The sequence below is a fragment of the Terrabacter koreensis genome (genome assembly GCF_054783315.1).
The window spans coordinates 29,725-54,240 of the sequence record NZ_BAAGQU010000004.1 but is presented as its reverse complement, the minus strand read 5'-3'; the positions used below and the strand labels follow the sequence as shown (position 1 = coordinate 54,240).

Sequence of the window (24,516 nt, the reverse complement as noted above, 5' to 3'; positions counted from 1 at the left end):
CGGCGTCCGAGATGCAACCGAGACCATGATCGCCACCTGACGTGCAGTTTTACACCGTTGCAAAGAGATTCGCGGGCCATGGCCGACCCGGACGAAGCGCCCCAATCAGGCGCAACCCGCCTCTGGGCACGACCAGATCGGTCGCGGGTCGGGGTGTTCGAAATTGTTGACATCGGGCGTCGCGGGCCGACACTCTGTGTGCCATGCGTTCATGGCCGACGAAGACCCTCGCACTCGGTGGCGACTACAACCCCGAGCAGTGGCCCCGATCCGTGTGGGACGAGGACGTGGAGCTCATGCAGCGCGCGAACATCTCGTTCGTCAGCCTCGGGATCTTCTCGTGGAGCTGGCTCGAGCCCGCCAAGGGCGAGTACGAGTTCGAGTGGCTCGACACCATCATGGACAAGCTGCACGCGGGTGGCATCGCGGTCGACCTCGCGACCGCTACGGCCACCCCTCCCCCGTGGCTCTCGGCCGCGCACCCCGAGATCCTGCCCGTCGACGTCGACGGCCACACGCTGTGGCCGGGCAGCCGGCAGGCGTGGTGCCCCACGTCGCCGGTCTTCCGCGAGTACGCCGTCGCCCTGACCCGGCAGATGGCGACGCGCTACCACGAGCACCCGGCGCTGGCGATGTGGCACGTCTCCAACGAGTACGCGTGCCACAACCTGCCCTGCTACTGCGACGAGTGCGCGCGCCACTTCCGCACCTGGCTCGAGCGCCGCTACACGAGCCTCGACGCGCTCAACGACGCCTGGGGGACGGCCTTCTGGAGCCAGCGCTACACGGCGTGGGACCAGGTGCTGCCGCCGCGCCGTTCGACGACCTTCAACAACCCGACCCACGTGCTCGACTACAAGCGCTTCTCCTCCGATGCGCTGCTCGACCACTTGCGGGCCGAGACGAGCGTGCTCGCCGAGCTGTCGCCGGGCGTTCCCGTGACGACGAACTTCATGACGCTCGACCACTTCCGCCACCTCGACTACTCGCAGTGGACCCCGCTGGTCGACGTCGTCAGCACCGACCACTACATCGTCGACGCCCTCAAGCACCCGCGGTCCGAGCTCGCGTACAGCGGTGACCTGACCCGCGGCCTCGCCAGCGGCGCGCCGTGGATGCTCATGGAGCACTCGACGAGCGCCGTGAACTGGCAGCCGACCAACCACGCCAAGGCTCCCGGGCAGACGATCCGCGACGCCGTCGCCCACGTCGCGCGCGGTGCCGACACCATCGGCTGGTTCCAGTGGCGCCAGTCCCGGGCCGGGTCCGAGAAGTTCCACAGCGCGGTCGTGCCCCACGCCGGCGCCGACAGCGCCCGGTTCCGCGAGGTCGAGGAGCTCGGCCGCATCGCCGGCCGTCTCGGTGAGCTCGTCGGCAGCCGCGTCGAGGCCAGGGTCGCGGTTCTCCATGACTACCAGGCGATCTGGGCCGCGGAGGGCCCGTGCATGCCGAGCTCCGAGCTCGAGGCGCTGCAGGCGGCGTCCACGATCCACCGCCTGCTCCACGACCGCGGCGTCACGGCTGACGTCGTGCACCCGTCGGCCGACCTGACGGCATACTCCGTGGTGGTGGTGCCGCAGCTCTACCTCGTCACCGACGCGCACGCAGCCGCCGTGGCCGCTGCCGCGGAGGCAGGCGCCCAGGTCGTCGTCACGTACTTCTCCGGCATCAGCGACGAGAACGACCACGTGCGCCTCGGCGGCTACCCCGGCGCGTTCCGCGACCTGCTCGGCGTGAGGGTCGAGGAGTTCTTCCCGCTGGGTCCCGGTGGCGAGGTCGCCCTGGCCGACGGGACGGGGACGTGGTGGAGCGAGGACGTCACGGCGCTCGAGGGCACCGAGGTGCTGACCACGTATGCCGCCGGGCCGCTCGCGGGACGACCCGCGGTCACGCGTCGCGACGTCGACGGCGGTGGCGCTGCCTGGTACCTCAGCACGCTGCCGGACGATGCCACCCTCGGGCGGCTGCTCGACAACGTCCTGGCAGCAGCCTCCGTCGACCCGGCCGTGGCAGGCCTCCCCCGTGGTGTCGAGGCGGTCCGGCGCAGCGACGGCTCGCGGTCCTGGCTCTTCCTGCTCAACCACACCGACGTCGAGCAGGTCGTGTCGGCCAGTGGGTACGACCTCGTCACCGGGGCCGTCGTCGACGGCTCCGTCCGGCTCGCCGCCGGCGCCACCGCCGTCATCAGGCAGGAGTGAACATGCTTGCCAGTCAACGCCGCTCGGTCATCCTCGAGCTCGTCGAGGAGTCGGGGGCGGTCAAGGTCTCCGACCTCGTCGAACGCCTGGGCGTCTCCGACATGACGATCCGCCGCGACATCGAACGGCTGTCGAGCGACGGGCTTCTCGAGCGCGTGCACGGCGGTGCGCTCGCCCTCAACGACTCGCGGAGCAGCGAAGAGCCCGGGTTCTCCGCCAAGTCGCTGCTCCAGCTCGCGCAGAAGCAGGCGATCGCCAGGGCCGCGGCCCGGCGTGTCGAGGCCGGCAGCGCGATCGGGATCTCGGCCGGCACCACGACGTACGAGCTGGCCCGCGCCGTCAAGGACGTGCCGCAGCTGACCGTCGTCACGAACTCCGTGCCCGTCGCGCAGCTGCTCCACGAGTCCGGCGCTCCCGGCCAGACCGTCATCCTCACCGGCGGCGTGCGCACGCCGTCCGACGCGCTCGTCGGACCCGTCGCCGTCGCGGCGCTGCGCTCGCTCCACGTCGACCTGCTCTTCCTCGGCGCCCACGGCGTCGACGACCGCAGCGGCCTGACCACCCCGAACCTCGTCGAGTCCGAGACCAACCGGGCGCTCGTCTCGTCCGCCCGGCACGTCTGCGTGCTCGCCGACTCGTCGAAGTGGGGCACCGTGGGCCTCAGCACCTTCGCCGACCTCACCGAGGTCGACCTGTTCGTCACCGACGTGGGGCTACCCGGACGGGCCCGCGAGACCCTGCGCGAGTCGGTCGGCTCCCTCGAGACCGTGGAGGCATCATGACCACCCCGAGCCGCGCCCCGAGCAGCACGAGGAGCCGCATGACGACGAGGCACCTCGCCGACGGCCGCGAGATCATCTACGTCGACGAGCCGGGCACCCCCGAGCGCACGGCGGACGACCAGCGTCCGGTGGAGCCGCGGGTGCAGTCGGGCGAGGTGCGCCACGACGCCCTGGTCGACGACTGGGTCGCCGTCGCGGCGCACCGCCAGCACCGCACCTTCATGCCGCCCAAGGACGAGTGCCCGCTCTGCCCGGCCGGGCACGGCTCGGTGCCGTCGGAGATCCCCGAGAGCGACTACCAGGTCGTCGTCTTCGAGAACCGCTTCCCGTCGTATGCCGTCACCTCACTCGGTGCCGACGTGCCCGACCCGTCCGGCATCTTCGGGACCCGCCCTGCCGTCGGGCGCTGCGAGGTCGTCTGCTTCACGAGCGACCACGAGGCGTCGTTCAAGGACCTGCCCGTCGAACGGGTGCGCACGGTCATCGACACGTGGGCGCAGCGCACCGAGGCGCTCGGCGCCATCCCCGAGGTGGAGCAGGTCTTCGCGTTCGAGAACCGCGGCCGTGAGATCGGCGTGACGCTCCCGCACCCGCACGGCCAGATCTACGCCTACCCCTACGTGCCCGACCGCACCAAGGCGCTGCTCGAGGCGGCCCGCCGCCACCACGAGCGCACCGGCCGGCTGCTCGGGGCCGACATCCTCGCCGCCGAGCAGGCCGACGGCTCCAGGGTGGTCATCTCGGGCAAGCACTGGACGGCCTACGTGCCCTTCGCGGCCCGCTGGCCCGTCGAGGTGCACCTCGCACCGCACCGCGACGTGCCCGACCTCGTGGCGCTCGACGACGAGGAGCGCGACGAGCTCGCCGTCGTCTACCGCGACCTGCTCGGCCGGCTCGACCGCTACTACGTCGCCGAGGACGGGTCGCCGGTCACGCTGCCCTACATCGCGGCGTGGCAGCAGGCCCCGGCCAAGACGGGTCGCGACGTGTCGCGCCTGCACCTGCAGCTGATGTCGGTGCTCCGCGGACCGGGCCGGCTGAAGTACCTCGCCGGCTCCGAGTCGGGCGTCGGTGGCTGGGTCAACGACGTCGCACCCGAACGGGCGGCGGCCCGGCTGCGCGAGGTGGCGTCGTGATCGACGAGCTGACGGCAGCGTTCGAGCACACCTTCGGCGCGGCCCCGACCGGCGTCTGGTCGGCGCCCGGCAGGGTCAACCTCATCGGTGAGCACACCGACTACAACGGTGGCCTGTGCCTGCCGATCGCCCTGCCGCAGAGAACGTATGCCGCCGTGTCCCGGCGCGACGACGGCGTGCTCCGCATGGCGTCGGCGCAGCAGGACGGGCTCGTCGAGGTATCGCTCGACGAGATCTCGCCCGAGCGCCCCGGCGGCTGGAGCTCCTACGTCGCCGGCGTGCTGTGGGCTCTCGCGAAGGACGGCCACGACGTCGGCGGCCTCGACGTCCTCGTCGACTCGACGGTGCCGCTCGGGGCGGGGCTCTCCAGCTCGGCCGCCCTCGAGTGCGCCGTGGCCGCTGCGGCCAGCGACCTCTTCGCGCTCGGGCTGCTCGAGTCGGCGGAGGGCCGGGCCCGCCTCGCGGCGCGCTGCGTCGAGGCGGAGAACACCATCGCGGGCGCACCCACCGGTGGCATGGACCAGTCGGCGTCGCTGCTCTGCGACGAGCGGTCGGCGCTGCTGCTCGACTGTCGCTCGGGCGACACCCGCCAGGTGCCGTTCGACCTCGGCGGCGAGGGGCACGTGCTGCTCGTCACCGACACCCGCGCCGAGCACGCTCTCGTGGACGGCCAGTACGCCGCCCGGCGGGAGGCGTGCGAGCAGGCCGCCCGCGAGCTCGGTGTCGACACGTTGCGTGAGATCGACCCGTCGGGGCTCGACGATGCGCTCGCGCGGCTCGACTCCGACGAGGTGCGCCGCCGAGTGCGCCACGTCGTCACGGAGATCGAGCGCGTGGAGGCCGCGGTCCGCGCCCTCGAGTCCGACGACCTCCGCGAGGTCGGTCGCCTGTTCGACGCCTCGCACGCCTCCCTGCGCGACGACTACGAGGTGTCGTGCGAGGAGCTCGACGTCGCCACCGAGACTGCCCGTGCCAACGGTGCGCTCGGCGCCCGCATGACCGGCGGCGGGTTCGGGGGCTCGTGCATCGCCATCGTCCCGGCCGAGGTCGCCGACGCGGTCGCCTCGGCGATCGAGGCGGCCTTCGCCGACGCGGGTTTCGCGGCGCCGCAGTCGTTCACGGTGACCGCGGCAGGCCCCGCGGCACGCGACCGCTGACACATCCGAGTCACCCAGCCGCGCGCGGTTCATTGCCGCCCGGGATTGTGGCCTACGGTCGCGAGGACTCAGCGCGCAGAGGTTCTTGTTGGCGCCCAATCCGTCCAAGCCCTTGCGAGAATCCTAGGCAGGCAGGGCCGTGAGTGCTGAGTCAGGGCGACGGGACGTGCTAACGCCTGCGTCCGGCCGCGCGTTCCTTCACTAATTGCGTGACTGCCAGCTTCGCGGATGCATGGATCTGCCCGAGCGCCTTCGAGCGTGACCTAGGAACCGCGTCGTCGCGGGACCAGAAGCAATTTAAGAGCTCAGAATACGCCGCACGATCCTCATTCCAGTCGGCAGTCACCCTTTCGCAGCGAATCCAGCGCTCGAGCATTGCCTGACCAATGGCGTTGTTCACTGTCCTAACGACGTCCATGCACGACCCCGCAGCTTGGTCAAGTTGAGGCGCGTCCAGGCGGACGACCGCGCCACCAGAACCACTAGGCGAAATGTGCCGAACATTTCTCGAGCTCAGATGCCCTCCAGAATGGACAATGGCATGACGCATTTGACATACCGGTGCATAGTTCAGTAGGGCCGCTTTCAGTGCGGGATTTGAGTCGCCATTGAAGCCCCAGTACTTCATCAGGAAGGTCCCTATTACCTTGACGTCGGTAAACGACGCCCGCTCAGTCAAGGCTGCCTCGAGACCGCGCGGATCACAATAGTCCAACGCAATGAATGGTATCGACTCCTCCTCGGCTTTGGCCCTCGTCACACTACACATCTGCATGCACACCGTGTGAACACGCTTGAAGTAGAGCTCAGTCGCAGAAACGTAGCCCAGAAGAAGTAGCTGACGCTGGAGGTCCGACTGAGCGCCAGAGCCAAGCGCAATCATTCTGAGGTCTCGATGGCGGCTATAGAATTCATCGATCGGCGGCACGCCAATTGTCGGACCCGCTGGCGCAATGCATTTCGACCAGTCAGGGGAGACCGCGGGGGCAGCCGCACAGAACGCCACATCCGCGATTCCCTTTAGCCTAGACATTGACATATTCCACCGCCAATGACGTAATGCGTCGCGACCACACGGCGCCCACGCCCTTGGCCTTTCGCAGCCGCTCACCGCCATGGTCATTCAATACATCTTCGACGGTGGAAAAGCCAACCTTCTTAATCTCCACGAGCTTATTCTTGGTCATCAACAGCTCATCCACTGACGCCTTGACGAGCTGGGCATACCTACTTTGATCCTTGAGTTCGGCACCGCAATTGAAACAGAATCTAGCTTCAATCGTAGGTCGCAACTGCCCGCAATTTTCGCACTTGCCCATCTTTAGAACGCACCGCTCCGCGACCTCTGGCGGAAGCAATTTCGCATCGGTTACTCGCTTTGATGAGTGTTGCCTAGTTTGCCGCAACCCAGCGGTAGCCCTTGCGCGCAGAGACGGGTTCTTTCCGTGCCACAGCGCACGGCGCGCCATCAGCACCGCGCTGTGAATGGCCACCCTCTCGTAGACAGACTCTCCGTAACTAACCGTCTCGCCAGTGCGCCTTACTATGCCGGAATACTCCAGCAGGGCCAGTACTTGGTTCAACTTGGGACTGATTGGCTTACGCACCGCGACCTCAACGGCCTGTTCTGAGACGGAGGTGCCGATTCGCGAGTGATTTAGGTCCCGCAGTTCGGAACATACATTCTTCTCAACCTCCAAGCCTGCCTCAATATAGTTGCTATAGGCAGGAACTTTGCGGGCGAGTTGGTTGAATGAGTGTTCAACCTGGCCAGCGTGCTCGTTGACGATGGTCACGGCCGCACTCGTCGTTCTGCCCGGCTCAGGATTGTCGTACATGAAGCGCTCAACCATGGCGAGAAAACCTCTTGGGATCCCGAAAGAGGCCACGGCGAAGAGGTCTAGACAATCGTCGGTGAGCCCGGAAGGCAAGGCCGACCCTAAACGCTTGTTCAGTAGGCCGTGCATGAATGCAAGATAATCTGGCCCGCTAGGTACCCAAGCGTCAACTTTCTTAGCGTCGTGGCCGAGATTATAAGTAGGCGAGTACTCGGTCACCCCCGGATAGATGGCCGCTTTGTACGTCACCCCGGGTGTTCGGAGACTCTGCAAGAAATCAAAGAAGATCCGCTGTTGCTCTGGGACAAATGCCTGCGCCGCATCGTCGAGGAGCAAAACAACACCCGCACGCCCCTTCTCACGTGCCCACTCCTCTAGAAGCCTAGCGAGGGCGGCTGGACCGGGAAGTCCAAGAAGCTCAAGCCGCGGATCTCGCTCTGCTCTCTCGACAAAGACTTCGCAGTCCATTCCCAGTTCCGACAGCTCAGGTATGCCAGAAAAGCCTGCAGCTTTGGACGACGCGGCGAGAATTCGAGCGACGAGCCACTCTTGAAAAAACTCGTTGGCATCGGGCCGCATTGTAAACGCTGGCTCGATGAACATCGACTTTCCGTAATTCACGTACACGGGGATCGCGCGGTTACGCTGCTGTAGGCGCTCAGCCGCGAGGAGCATAAGGGTCGACTTGCCGCAGCCTCGCGGGCCTACCAGCAGCCGTGGGCTCATGCTCGTAAGCTGGCTGAGGACCTTCTCTTCGAAGGAGGTGACATTCGTCCAGGCTGCGAACTGTTCGGCGCTAAGATTCTCCGCGCGTTCCTCAAAGTGAGGATCGTCTGCGGTCAGATCCGGCAAAGCTGGTGCCACGAATCCCATCCTTTGTTAATGGGGGTGCCATCTGAGAACCACTCACTCCGTTCGAAGCGACGCCCACCTACCAGAAGCATTTCCATGCCGCTGACACAGTTGAGGGACCGTGTCGGCAGGATTGTTTCACGCGGGCACGACGGAGGGCGGCCACCCCACCGTGGTGACCGCCCTCCTCAGGTGTGTCGTGCTCAGGCCGGGATGATGAGGCCCGTGGTGGCCTTCGCGCGCTCGAGGCGGGCGGCTACGTCCTCCCAGTTGACGACGTTCCACCAGGCCTTGACGTAGTCGGCCTTGACGTTCTCGTACTGCAGGTAGAACGCGTGCTCCCACATGTCGAGCTGGAGCAGCGGGATCTGGCCGACGGGGATGTTGCCCTGCTGGTCGAACAGCTGCATGATGTGCGGCCGCTGCGCGATGGTGTCCCAGGCCCAGATGGACCAGCCGGAGCCCTGGATCGCGTTGGCGTTGGCGTTGAAGTGCGCCTGGAACTTCTCGAAGCCGCCGAAGTACTCGTCGATCGCGGCCTTGACCTCACCCTCGGGCTGGCCACCACCGTCGGGGCTCATGTTCTTCCAGAATACGGAGTGGTTCGTGTGACCGCCGAGGTGGAAGGCGAGGTTCTTCTCGACGCCGTTGACGGAGGCGTAGTCACCCGACTCGCGAAGCTCCTCGAGCTTGGCGACCGCGGCGTTCGCACCGTCGACGTAGGCCTTGTGGTGCTTGCTGTGGTGCAGCTCCATGATGCGAGCGCTGATGTGGGGCTCGAGGGCTGCGTAGTCGTAGTCGAGATCGGGAAGCGTGTAAGCCACTTGTCGTTCCTTTCTGGAGACCATCCGGCTCCGCCCACTCTATGCCGGGGCAAACCGCCGTCGACAGGGTGTCCGTGGGCACGGGCTGTGGGTCACGTACCCACTCCGCCACTCTCAGACCTCAACCCCGCTTGAGGTCAAATCCTTGCGGCTCAACCGTTCTCGAGGAACGCGCGCAGCACGTCGACGACGAGGCGGTGGTCCTCGACCTGCGGCAGGCCCGAGACGGCGATCGTTCCGACGCAGCCGACGTCGCGCACCGTCACGGGGAAGGCCCCGCCGTGGGCGGCATACGTCATCGGGTCGAGGCGCGAGTCGCCCTCGAACGACTTGCCCCTCGCGCGGAAACCCTCGCCGACACGCAGCGACGACTGGCCGTAGCGGTCGACCACCGCGCTCTTGCGCTGGAGCCAGCCGTCGTTGTCGGCAGAGGCTCCGGGCAGGGCGGCATGGAAGAGGCGCTGGCCGTTGCGGCGGATCGAGATCGCGACGGGGTGACCCGCCGAACGGGCCGCCTCGCGCAGGGCGACACCGAGGCGCCAGGCCGTGTCGTCGTCGAACCGGTCGAAGACGAGCTCGGACTCGTGGGCGGCCAGCTCGTCGAGGGTGAAGTTCTGGGTCACGAGCCCCATTCTCCACGCTCGCCGGCAGCCGGGTCAGGGCAGGCCGAGCAGGTCGCGCACGTCGTCGGCGGTGATGGCACCGGAGAGGGAGCCACCCTCGTCGACGACGCGCTGGAAGAGGTCGCGCTTGCGCTCCTGCAGGGCGACGACCTTCTCCTCGATGGTCGCCGCCGACACGAGGCGGTAGACGGTGACGGGGCGGTTCTGGCCGATGCGGTGGGCCCGGTCGATGGCCTGGGCCTCGGCGGCAGGGTTCCACCACGGGTCGAGCACGTAGACGTAGTCGGCCTCGGTGAGGGTGAGCCCGAAACCCCCTGCCTTGAGGCTGATGAGGAACGCCGTCGCGTCGCCCTCGCGGAAGCCGCGCACGACGGCCTGCCGGTCGGTCGTCGACCCGTCGAGGTAGGCCGTGTCGATGCCTGCCCGGGTCAGCGCGCTCTCGACGATGCGCAGGAAGCCCGTGAACTGGCTGAAGACGAGCGCCCGGTGCCCCTCGGCGGCGAGCTCGCGCAGCTGGTCGACGAGGAACTCGATCTTCGACGCGGTGCCCTTGCCGGCGTGCACCTCGTCGACGAGCACGGGGTCGAGGGCGAGCTGCCGCAGTCGGGTGAGGGCCGCGAGGATCGCGACGCGGTTGGCGTCGGGGTCGTCGAGCAGGCCGAGCACGCGCTGCCGCTCGCGCTGCAGGTGCTGGTCGTAGATGTGCCGGTGGACCGGGTGCGGGTCGAGCGCCACGACCTGGATCTGCTTGGGCGGCAGGTCGATCGCGACCTGCTCCTTGGTGCGGCGGAGCATCAGCGGCCGGATGCGCCGGCGCAGCAGGTCGAGCAGCTCGGGCCGTTCACCCGACTCGATGGGCTTGCGGTAGCTCTTCGTGAAGACGTCGGGGCGCGGGTAGAGGCCCGGGGCCGTGAGGGACAGCAGTGACCAGAGGTCCATGAGGGAGTTCTCGAGCGGCGTGCCGGTGACCGCGATGGTGAACGGGGCGCCGAGGCGTCGCGCGGCGACGTGGGTCTTGGCCTGGCGGTTCTTGACGAACTGGGCCTCGTCGAGCACGACGCCGCCCCACCGCACACCCCGGAACGCCTCCTCGTCGAGGCGCAGGACGGCATACGAGGTGATGACGACCTCGGTGCCCGCGACGACGTCGGCGAGCGGCACCCCGCGCTTGCGCTCGGTGGCGGTGACGGCCACGGCCGCGAGGTGCGGCGCGAACGTCTCGAGCTCGCCCATCCACGTGCCGACGACGCTCGTGGGCGCGACGACGAGCACCGGCCCGCGGGCGTCGGCGCCCACCGACCCGAGCTCGCCGCGGTCGTGGGCGCGCACGAGCGTCGCGATGACCTGCAGCGTCTTGCCGAGGCCCATGTCGTCGGCGAGGATGCCGCCGATGCGGGCGTCCCAGAGGCGGGAGAGCCAGCGGAAGCCGTCGAGCTGGTAGGGCCGGAGGGTCGCCCTGAGGTCGGGCGGCACCTCTGCGACCGGGCCCGACTCGAGCGATCCGAGGGCCTCGACGCTCGCGGCCCACCGGGCGCTCTGCTCGTCGACGACGCCGAGTGCGACGAGCTCGTCCCAGAGGTCGGCGTGGTGGGCGCTGAGCCGCAGCTCGCCCGTCTCGGGGTCGGCGATCTCGCGGGCCTCCTCGATGAGGTCGCGCAGCCGCAGCAGCTCGGGGCGGTCGAGGCGGAAGAAGGACCCGGAGTCAAGGAGCATGATCTCGTCGCCGCGGGCGATCGCGGCGAAGAGCGGCTCGAACGGCACCTCCTCGCCCTCGACCTCGACCGAGACGTGCAGGTCGAACCAGTCGCCGGCGTCGGATCCCCGCTCCTGCTCGGGGGCCGGCTGCCGCTCGCCCGTGCCGAGGCGCACGACCGGCGCGGAGGTGACCTCCTCGTAGGGCGGCAGCTCGCCGTCGACCTCGACGGTGACGTGCTCGTCGGACTCGAGCTCGGCGAGGGTGTCGCCGACGAAGCGCGCGGCCTGAAGCCCGGTCAGCACGACTCGCGGCACGAGGTACGGGTGACCGCCGAGGTCGGAGCGCAACGCCCCCGGCACCCGGCGCAGCGAGGTCGCCGCCCGCACCGCGGCGGCCTCGGCGTCGCGGTCGCGACCTCCCACCGTGCCGAACCGGGCGGTCGTGAAGGGGCGCGGGCGCCCGTCGTAGGCGTGGCCCAGGTCGAGGCGCACCTCGCCGGGCACGTCGCTGACGACGCGAACGTGCACGGTGACTCGCTCGGGGGCGGCGGCCTCGGCCACCTCGGGCGCCGGCAGCGGCACCTCGGACCGGATGCGCAGCCGCTGCCGCAGGCCGGGCACGACGGACCGCAGGAAGCGGGCCCGCTCGTCGGCGGGCACGCGCAGGCCGGCGAGCGCCGACTCGAGGGCGGCCGGCCCGAGGTCGAGCTCCTGCTCGAGCGGCACGAACGTCAGGGCACCGTCGTCGGACTCGACGGCCACGGCGTGCACCGGGTCGCCGAGCAACAGCCGCTCGCCGGTCGCTTCGGGTGGCAGCCCGTCGAGCTCGACGTCGAGGTCGAGGTCGCCCGTGCCGTCGGCGGCCCGCCTCACGTGGAGCACGAGGGTGGCGGGCTCGTCGACGACGTGGACCGGCCCCGTGACGCCCTCGCCCGGCAGGATCTCGATGCCCACGGCGCGGGCCTCGCGCAGCAGCGGCCACACCTCGGCGCTCGCGTCGAGCGAGAGCGGCGGCGTCGCGGAGAAGTACGTCGTGCCGCCCGAGCCGTGCCGGGCGACGTCGTGCAGCCGGCCCATGATGCGCTCGTGCTCGGGCAGGAAGCGGATGCCCGGCCGCCACTGCGGCAGGGCGTCGTGCCAGGACAGGGTGCGGTGCCACGTGCCGGCGCGGGTCCACCGCGTGGGGCGCAGCCCGTAGCTCAGCTCGGGCACGCCGCGGCGGCCCCGCTGGTCGCGGTAGACCGTGTCGACGAAGAGCCCGGCGGGCATGAGGTCGCCGCGCGGCTCGGGGCGCGACGCGGTGGGGGCGACCTCGGCCGGGCGAGGCCGGATGTGCCCGAGCACGTCGGCCCAGTGGGGCGGCACGACGAGACCGGGAGAGCTGACCGCCTGCACCGCTGCCGCTGCGTCACCGGCCGCCGCCGTGTCGTCCTCGTCGGGCGGGCCGAGCGTGACGCCGCGCGCGACGTCGCGGGCGGTCAGCATCAGCGCGACGACGTGCTTGCAGTCGGTGCCCACCGGGCAGCTGCACCGACCGTGCCAGAGGTGGGCGCGGCCCTTGGGATGCGGCCGCGCCTCGATGATCGTCTGGTAGGTGTCGGACGCGCTGCCCTCGATGGTGCCGAGGAGCATCAGTCCGTCGGGGCGCGTGGCGAGCGAGCGCACCCGGCGCTCGGCGGCGTAGGCCAGGCCGCGGTCGAAGGTGCGCGTGCCGACCTGCTGCGAGATGTCGGGGTCGGTGACCTCACCGACCCACGTCGCCCGCCCCACGCTCCACGCCACCTCTGAACTCTACGTTCGGGCGCCGACACCGCCGGGCCTCGTCCACAGGCTCGGGCAGGATGGGCCCCATGCCCGGCACTCCCGACCTGAGCGGCCCCGAAGACCCACGAGTCCCGCACGACCCGCAGGACCCACGGGACCTGACCCTCGCGGACTTCCCCGTCCACCGTCGGGTCACGACGCGGTGGTCCGACAACGACATGTACGGCCACCTCAACAACGCCGTGTACTACGAGCTCTTCGACTCGGCCATCAACGGCTGGCAGGCCGAGCACGTGACGGTCGACCCGCTCACCGACGCGACGCAGGGCGTCGTCGCCGAGTCGGGGTGCGCCTTCTACGCCGAGGTCGCCTTCCCGACCCCGCTCGTCGTCGGCATCCGGGTGACGCGCATCGGCACGAGCAGCGTCACCTACCAGCTCGGTCTCTTCGTCGACCCCGACGCCCCGCACCGGGCCGGCACGAGCGACCCCGAGACGTCAGACCCGGCCATCAAGGCCCTCGGCCACTGGGTGCACGTCGAGATCGACTCCGTGACGCGTCGCTCGACCCCGATCCCCGACCACCTGCGCCGCCTCATGGAGACGGCGGTGGTGCCGGTGCCGGCATGAGCGACCCGCTGGACCCCCTCGACGAGACGTGGGAGGCGTGGACCGCCCGCGTCGCCGCCGACCTCGCCGCCCTCGCCGACGAGGACTGGGTGACGTTCACCGTCCACGTGCAGTCGCGCGCCTCGAGTGCGTATGCCGCCAAGCGGGCCCCTGCGCGTCACCGCGGGTGGCGACGCACGCGCCCGCCGGCCGACCACCCGGCCCACGTCCCCGACGTCTTCGTGCAGGCCCGGCGCCTCGGGTCGGTCATCGCGCTGGAGTGCATCGCCGACACGGAGTTCGAGGGGCTCACCGACCTGACGGGCGAGCAGCAGCAGGCCCTCCTCGCACTCGGCTGGGAGCTCGACGACGAGCCGGACCTCAGCCGCACGTTCGACGTGGACGGCCTCGCCGCGGCGCAGCTGCTCCGGGCGAGCCTCGAGGGCGTGCTGGGTGCCGGCTCACCGGCAGAGGTCGACGTCCGGCGCGCGACCCGGCGCTAGCGCGTCACCGTCCCCGGGCGACGCGACGAGCCGCCCGTTTCATGACCGCGGTGTAGGCCGGTCGCGCGAATCGCTTTGCCCGCCAAGCGATCTGACCGTCGCGGTCGGTGAGGATGATCTCCTTGCGCGCGTCGATGCCGCGCACCACCGTGGCCGCGACCTCGTCGGCCGAACGCTTCGAGCCGCTCACCATCTTCTTGCCGGCGTCCTCCATCTCGGTGTCGGCGCCCTGGAAGGACGTCCCGAGGTTGGTCCGGAAGAACGACGGGCAGACGACCGAGACCGTGACACCGTGCGGCGCCAGCTCGTGCGACAGGGTCTCGCTCAGCGCGACGACGCCGGCCTTGACCGTGTTGTAGGCCGACATGCCGGGCGCGTGCACGAGCCCGGCGAGCGAGGCGGTGTTGACGATGTGGCCGCTGTGCTGCTCCTTGAAGAGCGGCGTGAACGTGCGGCAGCCGCGCACGACGCCGAGCAGGTTGATGTCGACGATCCAGTGCCACTCGTCCATGCTCGCGACGTCGATGCGGCCGCCGGCGGCGACACCGGCGTTGTTGACGAGCAGGTCGAGGCCGCCCCACGTCTCGCGCACGTGGGCGAGTGCCGCGGCCCACGCGTCGTCGCTGCGCACGTCGAGCGCGAGGTAGTCGGCCGCTGCCGGCAGCACCGCGGGCCGCTCGGGCTGCACGTCGGTCGCGAGCACGTGGTCACCGCGGGCGACGAGGGCGCGCACGAGCGAGAGTCCGAGACCGGACGCGGCACCGGTGACGAGGACGCGACGGAGAGGGCGAGACGGCATACGGCCGACCCTAGGGGGTGCGCTCCGGCACGCCCACCGGTGCCCGCGAACCGGTACTAGCACCAACGTCCGATGGTCGCTACGTCCGAGCCGCGATGAGACTGGCGCGCACGTTCTTCAGCCGTTCACCTCGCGTTCCCCCGTCGGCAAGGAGGCATCATGGGTCGCTACGTGTTCTCGTCGCATGACGGGTTCGGCCTGGGGCACACCCGCCGCAACGCGCTCATCGCCCGCGAGGTCGCCCGGCTCGACCCGACCGCCGAGATCGTCCTCGTCACCGGGGTGCAGCGCCTGCCGGAGTGGCTCGACGACCCGCGGTTCTCCGTCGTGCGCGTCCCGTCCCTCCTCAAGGACCAGACCGGGCGCTACGGCTGCGACGGCATGGGACTCGAGGCGGCGGTCGCCGAGCGGGCCCGCGTCTTCGGCTCTCTCGTGGCGGACCTGCGGCCCGACGTCGTGGTCGTCGACCGGCACCCCTTCGGCACCGCCGGCGAGCTGCGACCCGGCCTGGCCGAGGCCCGCCGGCAGGGCGCCACGATCCTCCTCGGCCTGCGCGACGTGCTCGACGACACCCCGACCGTCCGCCGCGAGCTCGACGGCCCCGGCTGGAGGGGCGTGCGCGACGTCTACGACGAGCTGCTCGTCTTCGGCAGCCCGCTGCTGTGCGACCACGAGCGCGACTACGGTCTGCCGTTCCCGGTCCGCTACTGCGGGTGGGTGGTCGAGCGCCCGTCCCGCCGCGTCCGCGACAAGGACCTGGTCGTCGTCAGCGCTGGTGGGGGCGGTGACGGAGAGACCCTCTTCCGCCTGGGGGTCGAGGCGCTGCGGCGCCGCCCGGGCCTGCGCGGCGTAGTGACGGCGGGCCCGTACGCCGGTGACTGGCTGCGCCGGATCGTCGGTGACGACCGCGAGCTGGAGGCCCGGCTCGAGGTGCGTCACGGGGGCGGCTCGACGGTCGACCTCTTCGCCGGCGCGGGCGCCGTCGTGCAGATGTGCGGCTACAACAGCACCGTCGAGGCCCTGGCGGCCGGTCAGCGGGCCGTCCTCGTGCCCCGCCGCGCCCCACGCCGCGAGCAGGCCATCCGCGCCGGCCGACTGGCGTCGCTCGGCCTCGCCGACGTGCTCGACGAGACGGCCACCCCGGAGGAGGTCGCCTGGCTGCTCGACCAGCCCCGGCGGCTCGCCCCTGCCGCCTGTGCCCGGGCCGGCATCTCCTTCGACGGAGCGGCCATGGCCGCCAGGGCCGTGACCTCCCGCGCGCTGGAGGCCGTCGCATGATCCAGACCCTCCGTCTGCTGCGGCCGTATGCCGCCCGGCACCGTCGCGCTCTCGCCCTCGGTGCGCTGCTCGCCGTGGTCGAGGTGCTCGTCGGACTGGCCCAGCCGTGGCCGGTGTCGCTGCTCGTCGGCGACGTGCTCACCCGCGCGGCCGACGGCTCGGGAGGCACCTCGGGCATCGCCCGCGGCCTCTCCCCCGCGGTCGCCGTCGCCCTGGGTGTCGCCTCCCTCGTCGTCGTCCACGTGCTCGCCGCCGTCGTCGACTACTGGTCGACTCGGCTGCTCTCGTCGACCGGGCTGCGGATGGCCGCGGACGTGCGGGTCGACGTCTACACCCACCTGCAGCGGCAGTCGCTGCAGTACCACGCCCACCAGCGCGTCGGGGACCTCACCTCCCGCGTCACCTCCGACGTCGACCGCATGCAGGACCTGCTCGTGCAGACGCTCGCGGTGCTGCTGCCGAACTCGATGCTCGTCGTCGGCATGGCGACCGTCATGGTGCTGCTCGACCCGACCTTCGCCCTCGTCGCCTTCCTCGCGACCCCGGTGCTGGCGTACGTGGTCTTCCGGTCGACGCGGGCGCTCAAGTCCGCGGCGCGCAGGGCTCGGACGGCTGACGGACAGGTGGCAGCAGCCGCCGCGGAGGGCCTGTCCGTCATGCCGCTCGTGCAGGCGTCGGCGCTCGAGGAGCGGATGCGCGACCGCATGGAGTCGCTGTCCGAGACGAGCCTGCACCAGGGCCTCGAGGCGACGCGGCTGCAGGCCCGGTTCAGCCCGGTCGTCGACGTGGCGAGCGCAGCGTCCATCGCGGTCGTCCTGGCCGTCGGCTCGTGGCGGGTGCTCGAGGGGCGGCTCGGCGTCGCGGTGCTGCTCGTCTTCCTCGGCTACGTCTCCAGCCTCTACAAGCCGCTCAAGGCCCTCGCCAAGCTGTCGACCATCACCTCGAAGGGCACCGCGGCCGCCGAGCGGGTGGCCGACGTGCTGAGCCTCGTCCCGGCGGTGCGCAGCTCCCCCGACGCCGTCCTTGCCGGGCGGCTCACCGGCCGCATCGACCTCGTCGACGTGACGTTCAGTTACGGCCGCGAGCCGGTGCTGCGCGACCTGACCCTGCACGTCGACGCCGGCGAGACACTCGCGGTCGTCGGGCGCACGGGTGCCGGCAAGAGCACGGTGGCTGCACTCGTGCCGCGTCTCATGGACGTGCAGTCGGGCCGGGTCATGCACGACGGACGCGACGTGCGCTCCCTCGAGCTCGCGAGCCTCCGGTCCCAGGTCTCGCTGGTGCTCCAGGACTGCGTGCTGCTCCACGGCACCCTCTACGACAACATCGCGTGCGGCCGGCCGGGCGCGACCCAGGCCGAGGTGATGCGCGCGGCGAAGCTCGCGCTCGTCGACGAGTTCGCGCACCGGCTGCCCCGCGGCCTCGACACCCCGGTCGGCGAACGCGGCGTGATGCTCTCCGGCGGCCAGCGCCAGCGCATCGCCATCGCCCGGGCGATCCTGCGCGACACCCCGGTCCTCGTTCTCGACGAACCCACGAGCGCCCTCGACGTCCAGTCGGAGCAGCTCATCGTGCAGGCCCTCGAAGGCCTGCCGCGCGACCGCACGATGCTCGTCATCGCGCACCGGCTCTCGACGGTGCGCCGCGCCGACCGGGTTGCCGTCATGGAGAGCGGACGTCTCGTCGAACAGGGAGCCCCCGAGTGGCTCCTGCGTGGTGGTGGACACTTCGCCCGGCTCGCCGGAGCCGGCGAGGGGCTGTTCGTCACCGACACCGCACTACCGGCCGACGGGGGTCGGCGATGAGCCAGGCAGCAGTCACCACCCCGGTCGCCGCCCCCGCGGCCGGGTGGGTGGCCGCGGCACCTGGCCCCTCGGCCCCCGTCGGTCCGGTCCTCTACGTGCTCAAGCGGTTTCCGCGGCTGTCGGAGACGTTCGTGCTCCGCGAGGTGCTCGGTCTGGAGGCCGCCGGGGTCCGGGTGCTCGTCGACGCGCTGCTGCCGCCGGAGGACTCCCCGACCCACCCCGAGCTCGAAGCCGTCCGCGCCGAGGTGCGGTACGTGCCGAGGCACGCCCGGTTGCGCGACCCCGCGACCCTGCGCGCCCACCTCGGGCTGGCGCTCCGGCGCCCCGTGCGGTGGTCGACGCTGGCGCTGCGGGCGCGACGTGACGGCACGTGGCGGCGTTTCGTCCAGGGCGGCATCGTCGCCGACCGCGTATGCCGTGAGGGCGTGACCCACGTGCACGCGCACTTCGCCACCGCGTCGTCGGAGGTCGCCGTCGTCGCGGCCGCCCTTGCCGGAGTGACCTGCTCGGTGACGGCCCACGCGAAGGACATCTACCACCACGACAACGCACCTCACCTGGCCCGGCGGCTGTCGAGGGTCGACACCGTCGTCACGGTCTCGAGCCACAACGTCACCCACCTCGAGTCGGTCGTGCGGGAGGGCGGCATACGGGCCTCGGTGCGGCACGTCGCCAACGGCGTCGGCGTCGGACCGGTCGCCGACCCGGCGGCCAGCACGTCACTACTGTGCGTGGCACGGCTGGTGCCGAAGAAGGGCGTCGACCTGCTCGTCCGCGCGGCCGCGCTTCTCACCGAGAGGCACCCGGGCCTCGTCGTCGACGTCATCGGCGACGGGCCACTGCGGCCCGAGCTGGCCTCTCTCGCAGACACGCTGGGACTCGACGGGCGAATCCACCTACGCGGCTCGGCCACGGGTGACGAGGTGCAGGCCGCGCTCGCGGGCTGCAGGGCGTTCGTGCTGCCCTGCCGCATCGACGCCGACGGCGACCGCGACGGCATGCCGACGGTCCTCGTCGAGGCACTCGCCCGCGCGGTGCCGGTCGTGTCGACCGACGTCGTCGGCATCGGCGAGCTCGTCGTCGACGGGGTCACCGGGCTGCTCGTGCCGCCCGACGACGTCGAGGCCCTCGCCGCAGCGGTCGACCGGCTGCTCGTCGACCCGGCGCTCGCGGTGCGTCTGGGACGTGCGGGTCGACGTCTGGTCGCCGAGCGCTACAGCCCGGCCGACGCCACGTCGGCCCTGCTCGACGTCTTCGCCGGTCCGGCCGGTCGGACGGGAGGTGCGGCATGAGGATCCTCGTGGTCTGCTCCGACACCGGGGTGCGGGTCGGCGACGGCAAGGGAGCCGCCCTGCACCTGCTGGCGATCACGTCGGCGTTCGCGGCCCTCGGCCACGACGTCGAGGTCGTCGGCGTCGCCGCCAACCCGAATGGCCCGCTCGAGGCGTGGCCCGTCCCGTGCCACGTCGTCGACCACCCGGGCCGCGCGGAGGGCGAGCTGCGGGAGCGCCGCAAGCGCGAGACCGTGGAGCGGGTGGTCGAGCTGGCGTCGTCCGTCGCCGTCCGTCTGCAGCCCGACGTCGTCTACGAGCGGCTGTCGCTCTTCGGGTCGGCCGGCGCCCGGGTGGCTGGGGCCGCAGGGGCCGTGCACGTGCTCGAGGTCAACGCCCTGCTGGCCGCAGAGGAGGCGCGGTGGCGTGGTCTGGTCGCCGGCGACCTGGCCCGTTCCGTCGAGGACGCTGTGCTGCAGTCCGCGGACCTGCGGGTCGCGGTGAGCGAGGAGGTGGCCCGCGACGTCCGGACCGTGGCGAGCGGGCCGACCCGGGTCGTGCCCAACGGCTTCGACTCGCGCCTCTTCCACGGTGACCGCCACCGCGGAACCGCACGCGCCGCCCGAGCCGCGCTGGGCCTCGGGCACGACGGCCCGCTGCTCTGCTTCACCGGGTCGCTGCGACCCTGGCACGGGCTGGACGTCGCGGTCGAGTCCCTGCCGCTGCTCCCCGGGTCCGTGCACCTCCTGGTGGCCGGCGACGGCCCGGTGCGGCACGAGATCGCCAGTCGCTCGGTCGAGCTCGGCGTCTCCGAGCGCGTGCACTGGCTCGGCCAGGTGCAGCACTCCACCGTCCCCGTGGTGCTCGCGGCGAGCGACGTCGCGCTCGCGCCCTACCCGGCCCTGACCGACTTCGCCTTCTCGCCGCTCAAGCTGTACGAGTACCTCGCCGCCGGCACCCCCGTCGTCGCGAGCGCGATCGGCCAGCTGCCCGAGGCGCTGGCCCACGGCCGGTGGGGGCGTCTCGTGACCCCGGGCGACCCGGCCTCGCTGGCGGACGGCATACGCGACGTGCTGGCCGACCCGGCCGCTGCGCAGGCCCGCGCGGCGCTGGCACGAGACCACGCACACGCCGAGCTCTCTTGGGAGAGCAGGGCTTCCGAGATCGTGCGAGCGGTTCGCGAGCTGGAGATCGGGGCAGGCCGTGCCGTTCCCAGGTGACCACCCCGTCGTCCTCGACCCCGCGCTCGCGGAGTGGGCCGGCGGGCTCGACGAGGCTGTGCCCGGGGCGGCGCCCGGGCAGGTGCTGCGGCACCTGCCGGGGCGCCGGATCGCCGTGCTCACCGAGGCGGGCGGCAGGTCGGTCGTCGTCAAGGTGTTCGCGTCTCCGCGGGCACGCGGCAACGCCCGCCGACTGCTGGCGCTCGCGGGCACCCCCGTCGCCGATCTCGTGCCTGCCGTCGTCGGCTGCGACCACGCGGGCCACGTGCTCGCCGTGACCTACCGCGAGGGCACGATCCCCGACCACCTGCCAGACAGCACGTATGCCGGTCACTTCGCCGACATCGGCTGCGCGCTGCGGGCGCTGCACGACAGCGGCGCCGAGCTCGACCGCGAGTGGGGCCGCGACGAGGAAGTCGCTCAGCTCGTGCGCCGGCACGTCCGGGCGACAGCGCAGCTCGTGCACGACCTCGAGGCGACCACCCTGTGGCTCAGGGACCTCCCCACCGTGCCGTCGCACCGCGACTTCCACCCGCGCCAGGTGGTCGTGACCCCTGACGACGGGATCGCCCTCATCGACCTCGACGACGCGGCGATGGCCCCGCGGGGGCTCGACGTCGGCAACATGGTCGCCCACCTGGTGCGCGAGCGCGTCACGGGCCGCCGGCCTGCCGCCGTGACCGAGGCGGCGACGGCGGCGTTCCTCGACGGCTACGGCTCCGGCGACGACCTCGACCCCAGGGCCCTGGAGGCGTGGACGACGCTGTCGCTCGCGCGGCTCGCCGCCCTCGCGGAGACGCGCCACCAGGACCCGGCGCAGCGCGACGCGCTCATCGCGCACGTGCACGGCCTGGGCGTCGACGCCTTCACCGGAGCGTGAGCGTCACCTTGCCGTGGGCGCGGCGCTCGTCGATCTCGGTCAGTGCCGCGGCGACGTCGTCGAGCGCGTGGCGAGCGCCGATCGGCGGTGCGAGCTCGCCGTTCTCGAGCAGCGGGAGGATCGCCTCCCACTGGGTGCGCAGGTAGCTCGGGTCGGGCATCCAGAAGGCGCCCCAGCCGACACCGACGACGCTGAGGTTGCCCAGGAGCAGTCGGTTGACCTTCACCTCGGGGATCTGGCCCGCGGTGAACCCGATGACGAGGAGCCGTCCCTCGGGCGCGAGGCTGCGGAGGCTGTCGGTGAAGCGGTCACCGCCGACCGGGTCGACGACGACGTCCACCCCGCGTCCGCCCGTGAGCTCCTTGGCCTGCGTGAGGAACTCGTCGGCGAGCACGACGTGGTGGGCCCCGGCAGCCTCGGCCGTCGCGATCTTGTCGACCGACGACACGACGGCGATGACGCGGGCGTCCATGGCCCGGGCGAGCTGGATCGCGGCGGTGCCGATGCCGCCGGCGGCGCCGTGGACGAGGACGACCTCGCCTCGCTCGAGCTGGCCGCGCCGGGTCAGGGCGAAGTGGACGGTGAGGTAGTTCATCGGCAGCGCCGCGCCTGCCTCGAAGGTCACCGAGTCGGGGAGCGGGAAGACCATCGCCTCGGGCACGGCGACGGTCTCGGCGAACGCACCGAGGACCGGGAACGCCGCGACGCGGTCGCCGGGCCGGAACGCGCTGCCGGGCGCCGCCTCGCGCACGATCCCGGCGCACTCGGCGCCCGGCACGAAGGGCAGGTCGGGCCGCATCTGGTAGAGCCCCTTGCTCATCAGCACGTCCGGGAAGCTGACGCCCGCCTCGTGCACGTCGACGAGCACGTGGCCCGGTTCGAGGGTCGGCTCGGGCAGGTCCTCGACGACGACGCTGCTGGGCCCGTCGAGGGTGGTGACTCGTGCGGCGCGCATCATGCTCCTTGGCTGGCGGTGGGGACGACGGTGAAGGGGGTCCTGAGGAGGTCGGAGTCGCGGGAGCTGGGCCCCACGAGCAGCTCGAACTCACCGGGCTCGACGACGCGACGGCCTGCGGCGTCGACGACGGTGCACGCTGAGACGGGGACCTCGAGCTCCACCGTCACCGTGTCGCGCGGCGGCACGACGACTCGACGGAAGGCCTTGAGCTCCTTGGTTGCCCACGTGACGCTGGTGACGACGTCGTGGACGTACGCCTGGACGACCTCGTGCGCGGGACGGTCGCCCTCGTTGGTGATCGTCACGCGCGCGCGGACGGCCTCGTCCGCGCTGAGGGCGGCGTCGGCGAGGGTGAGGTCCGACCACGTCGTCGTCGTGTAGGTGAGGCCCTCGCCGAAGACGAACTGCGGCTCCTGCGTCAGGTCGGCGTAGCGGTGGCCGTGCTGGCCCCGGACCTGGTTGTAGTACGTCGGCTGCTGGCCGACGTGGCGCGGGACCGACAGCGGCAGGCGCCCGGAGGGCTCGATCCGGCCGAGCACGAGCTCGGCGACGGCTCGCCCCCCGCGCATGCCGGGGCTGAAGGCCTCGATGACGGCGGCGGCGGCCAGGGCGCTCGGCGGCAGGACGGCCGGCTTGGTGTGGAGCAGCACGACCACGGTCGGGGTGCCGGTGGCGACGACGGCGTCGAGAAGGGCGACCTGGCCGCCCTGCAGCTCGAGCGTCGCCGTCGAGCAGCCCTCTCCCGTCAGGGCCATCGTGTCGCCCAGCACGACCACGGCGAGGTCCGCGGCACGCGCGGCCTCGACGGCCTCGAGGAGCTGGTCGGCGTCCACGGGTGCCGGACTGGAGACGGGCGGACGCGGCTGGCCGTCAGGGAAGAGCGGGCCGTCGGGGTCGGGCACGAGCTGCTCGATCTCGGCGCCGCGGGCGTGGGTGACGGTCCAGCCGTCGGGCACGACGGCACGGAAGCCGTCGAGCACGGTCTCGACCGTCTCGCGCGGGTGGCCGTCGGGCATCCAGTCGACCTGACCGGAGGCGCCGGCCCAGTCGCCGAGATTCGCCTGCGGGTCGTCGGCGTTGGGGCCGAGAACGGCGACCGTGCGGACGGTCGTGTGGGGCGTTGCGGCGGGGCCATCGGCATACGGCAGGGTGCCGTCGTTGGTGAGGAGGACGAGCGAGCGGCGCGCGACGTCGAGGTTGAGGGCGGCGTGCTCGGCCGAGCCGATGACGGCGGCCTGGCGCGCGCGGTCGGGTGGACGCGGGTTCTCGAAGAGGCCGAGCTCGAGCTTGACGCGGAGGATGCGGCGGACTGCTTCGTCGATCTGCTTCTCCTCCAGCAGGTTTCGAGCGACTGCCTCTTGCACGGCCTCGAAGAAGGCAGGTGTCGTCATGACGAGGTCGTTGCCCGCCCGCACGGCGACGGCGGCCGCCTCGACGTCGTCGGCGCAGACCTTCTGCTCCCAGACCATGCGGCCGACGTTGTCCCAGTCGGTGACGAGGGTGCCGGTGAAGCCCCACTGCTGCTTGAGCACGTCGTCGAGGAGCCAGCCGTTGGCGGTGACCGGCACACCGTCGATCGACTGGTAGCCGAGCATGAAGGTGCGGCAGCCCTCCTGCACCGCACGCTCGAACGGTGGGAGGAACCAGGAGGTGAGCTTGCGGCGGCTGAGGTCGGCCTCGCTCGCATCGCGGCCACCCTGTGTCTCGGAGTAGCCGGCGAAGTGCTTGGCACAGGCGAGGACCGCGGTCGGGTCGGTGAGGCCGTCGCCCTGGTAGCCGCGCACCATGGCCGCCCCGAGCTCGCCGATGAGGTGGGGGTCCTCGCCGAAGGTCTCGCCGACGCGACCCCAGCGCAGGTCGCGGGTGATGCAGAGGACGGGCGAGAAGGTCCAGTGGATGCCGGTCGCCGACACCTCGACGGCGGTGGCGCGGGCGGCCCGCTCGACGAGCTCGGGGTCCCACGTGCAGGCCATGCCGAGCTGGGTCGGGAAGATCGTCGCGCCGGGCCAGAACGAGTGGCCGTGGATGCAGTCGTCGGCGGTGAGCAGCGGGATGCCGAGGCGGGTGGCGGCGGCGAGCTCGATGGCGCGCGGCATGTCGTCGGGCGCGGTGTGCAGGATCGAGCCGGCGAGCTTCGTGCTCACGATGTCGTCGAGGTCGCCGCGGGCGTCGAGCTGGAGCATCTGGCCGACCTTCTCGGGCAGCGTCATGCGGGCGAGGAGGTCCTCGAGCCGCTCCTCCACCGGACGCGCGGGGTCGCGGTAGGGCGCGTCGGCAGGCAGGTCTGCGGGCAGGTCTGAGGTGTCGTCAACGGCCACGGTGCGA

The 24,516-nt window shown here is 71.3% G+C and carries 18 protein-coding genes; 11 read left to right on the top strand and 7 right to left on the bottom strand.

Annotation, left to right across the window (positions count from 1 at the left end; genetic code table 11):
- The first annotated feature begins 203 nt into the window (after nucleotides 1-203).
- From ACYVNR_RS02965 to galK, 4 genes are read left to right on the top strand one after another with little or no spacing between them, the layout of a single operon-like run.
- Nucleotides 204-2,198: a beta-galactosidase gene (locus tag ACYVNR_RS02965; protein WP_461046468.1), complete on the top strand. Its 1,995-nt coding sequence runs from the start codon at nucleotides 204-206 to the stop codon at nucleotides 2,196-2,198.
- A 2-nt stretch (nucleotides 2,199-2,200) separates the two neighbouring features.
- The gene (locus ACYVNR_RS02960; protein WP_458803246.1) at nucleotides 2,201-2,980 is read left to right on the top strand and encodes a DeoR/GlpR family DNA-binding transcription regulator; all 780 of its coding nucleotides are present in this window, start codon (nucleotides 2,201-2,203) and stop codon (nucleotides 2,978-2,980) included.
- 38 nt (nucleotides 2,981-3,018) lie between these two features.
- Entirely contained in the window at nucleotides 3,019-4,116 is a 1,098-nt protein-coding gene (gene galT, locus ACYVNR_RS02955) for a galactose-1-phosphate uridylyltransferase (RefSeq protein WP_461046466.1), read from the top strand.
- Nucleotides 4,116-5,273 (top strand): galactokinase, encoded by a 1,158-nt coding sequence (galK, locus tag ACYVNR_RS02950; RefSeq protein ID WP_461048277.1) that lies wholly within the window; start codon nucleotides 4,116-4,118, stop codon nucleotides 5,271-5,273. Before galT ends, galK begins: the two co-directional genes overlap by 1 nt.
- Nucleotides 5,274-6,298: 1,025 nt before the next feature.
- On the opposite strand, the gene ACYVNR_RS02945 is transcribed toward galK, so the two are convergent.
- The 4 genes from ACYVNR_RS02945 to ACYVNR_RS02930 all read right to left on the bottom strand — a co-directional run bounded on the left by ACYVNR_RS02945 (nucleotide 6,299) and on the right by ACYVNR_RS02930 (nucleotide 12,887).
- Complete coding sequence (locus tag ACYVNR_RS02945; protein WP_461046464.1) at nucleotides 6,299-7,975, bottom strand: ORC-CDC6 family AAA ATPase; 1,677 nt, start codon at nucleotides 7,973-7,975, stop codon at nucleotides 6,299-6,301.
- A 191-nt stretch (nucleotides 7,976-8,166) separates the two neighbouring features.
- Complete coding sequence (locus tag ACYVNR_RS02940; protein ID WP_045191142.1) at nucleotides 8,167-8,811, bottom strand: superoxide dismutase; 645 nt, start codon at nucleotides 8,809-8,811, stop codon at nucleotides 8,167-8,169.
- Between the two features lie 128 nt (nucleotides 8,812-8,939).
- On the bottom strand, nucleotides 8,940-9,410 hold the full coding sequence (locus tag ACYVNR_RS02935; RefSeq protein WP_461046461.1) for a heme-degrading domain-containing protein: 471 nt from the start codon (nucleotides 9,408-9,410) through the stop codon (nucleotides 8,940-8,942).
- Nucleotides 9,411-9,443: 33 nt separating this feature from the next.
- Nucleotides 9,444-12,887, bottom strand: coding sequence for a DEAD/DEAH box helicase (locus ACYVNR_RS02930; RefSeq protein ID WP_461046459.1), 3,444 nt, complete (start codon nucleotides 12,885-12,887; stop codon nucleotides 9,444-9,446).
- Between the two features lie 68 nt (nucleotides 12,888-12,955).
- Between ACYVNR_RS02930 and ACYVNR_RS02925 the strand changes: the two genes are divergently transcribed.
- Together ACYVNR_RS02925 and ACYVNR_RS02920 are read left to right on the top strand one after the other, a co-directional pair.
- Nucleotides 12,956-13,498, top strand: coding sequence for an acyl-CoA thioesterase (locus ACYVNR_RS02925; protein ID WP_461046457.1), 543 nt, complete (start codon nucleotides 12,956-12,958; stop codon nucleotides 13,496-13,498).
- Nucleotides 13,495-13,980, top strand: coding sequence for a hypothetical protein (locus ACYVNR_RS02920; RefSeq protein WP_461046455.1), 486 nt, complete (start codon nucleotides 13,495-13,497; stop codon nucleotides 13,978-13,980). The genes ACYVNR_RS02925 and ACYVNR_RS02920 overlap by 4 nt, the downstream gene beginning before the upstream one ends.
- Nucleotides 13,981-13,984: 4 nt before the next feature.
- Here ACYVNR_RS02920 and ACYVNR_RS02915 read toward each other — a convergent pair whose 3' ends face one another.
- Nucleotides 13,985-14,779 (bottom strand): SDR family NAD(P)-dependent oxidoreductase, encoded by a 795-nt coding sequence (locus ACYVNR_RS02915; protein ID WP_461046453.1) that lies wholly within the window; start codon nucleotides 14,777-14,779, stop codon nucleotides 13,985-13,987.
- Between the two features lie 159 nt (nucleotides 14,780-14,938).
- Between ACYVNR_RS02915 and ACYVNR_RS02910 the strand changes: the two genes are divergently transcribed.
- From ACYVNR_RS02910 to ACYVNR_RS02890, 5 genes are read left to right on the top strand one after another with little or no spacing between them, the layout of a single operon-like run.
- Nucleotides 14,939-16,057, top strand: coding sequence for a glycosyltransferase family protein (locus tag ACYVNR_RS02910; protein WP_458803261.1), 1,119 nt, complete (start codon nucleotides 14,939-14,941; stop codon nucleotides 16,055-16,057).
- The gene (locus tag ACYVNR_RS02905; RefSeq protein ID WP_461046451.1) at nucleotides 16,054-17,862 is read left to right on the top strand and encodes an ABC transporter ATP-binding protein; all 1,809 of its coding nucleotides are present in this window, start codon (nucleotides 16,054-16,056) and stop codon (nucleotides 17,860-17,862) included. The genes ACYVNR_RS02910 and ACYVNR_RS02905 overlap by 4 nt, the downstream gene beginning before the upstream one ends.
- Nucleotides 17,859-19,154, top strand: a complete 1,296-nt coding sequence (locus tag ACYVNR_RS02900; protein ID WP_052677304.1) for a glycosyltransferase — start codon at nucleotides 17,859-17,861, stop codon at nucleotides 19,152-19,154. The genes ACYVNR_RS02905 and ACYVNR_RS02900 overlap by 4 nt, the downstream gene beginning before the upstream one ends.
- On the top strand, nucleotides 19,151-20,353 hold the full coding sequence (locus tag ACYVNR_RS02895; RefSeq protein ID WP_461046448.1) for a glycosyltransferase family 4 protein: 1,203 nt from the start codon (nucleotides 19,151-19,153) through the stop codon (nucleotides 20,351-20,353). Before ACYVNR_RS02900 ends, ACYVNR_RS02895 begins: the two co-directional genes overlap by 4 nt.
- Nucleotides 20,337-21,233 carry a phosphotransferase gene (locus tag ACYVNR_RS02890; protein ID WP_045191136.1) on the top strand — a complete coding sequence of 299 codons (897 nt, stop codon included), beginning with the start codon at nucleotides 20,337-20,339 and terminating at the stop codon, nucleotides 21,231-21,233. The genes ACYVNR_RS02895 and ACYVNR_RS02890 overlap by 17 nt, the downstream gene beginning before the upstream one ends.
- Here the strand turns inward: ACYVNR_RS02890 and ACYVNR_RS02885 are convergent.
- Together ACYVNR_RS02885 and ACYVNR_RS02880 are read right to left on the bottom strand one after the other, a co-directional pair.
- A complete protein-coding gene (locus ACYVNR_RS02885; protein WP_461046446.1) occupies nucleotides 21,220-22,188 on the bottom strand; it encodes an NADPH:quinone oxidoreductase family protein in 969 nt (322 codons plus the stop codon). The genes ACYVNR_RS02890 and ACYVNR_RS02885 overlap by 14 nt on opposite strands.
- On the bottom strand, nucleotides 22,188-24,509 hold the full coding sequence (locus ACYVNR_RS02880) for an exo-beta-d-1,3/1,6-glucosidase (protein WP_461046445.1): 2,322 nt from the start codon (nucleotides 24,507-24,509) through the stop codon (nucleotides 22,188-22,190). Before ACYVNR_RS02880 ends, ACYVNR_RS02885 begins: the two co-directional genes overlap by 1 nt.
- Nucleotides 24,510-24,516: the final 7 nt, after the last annotated feature.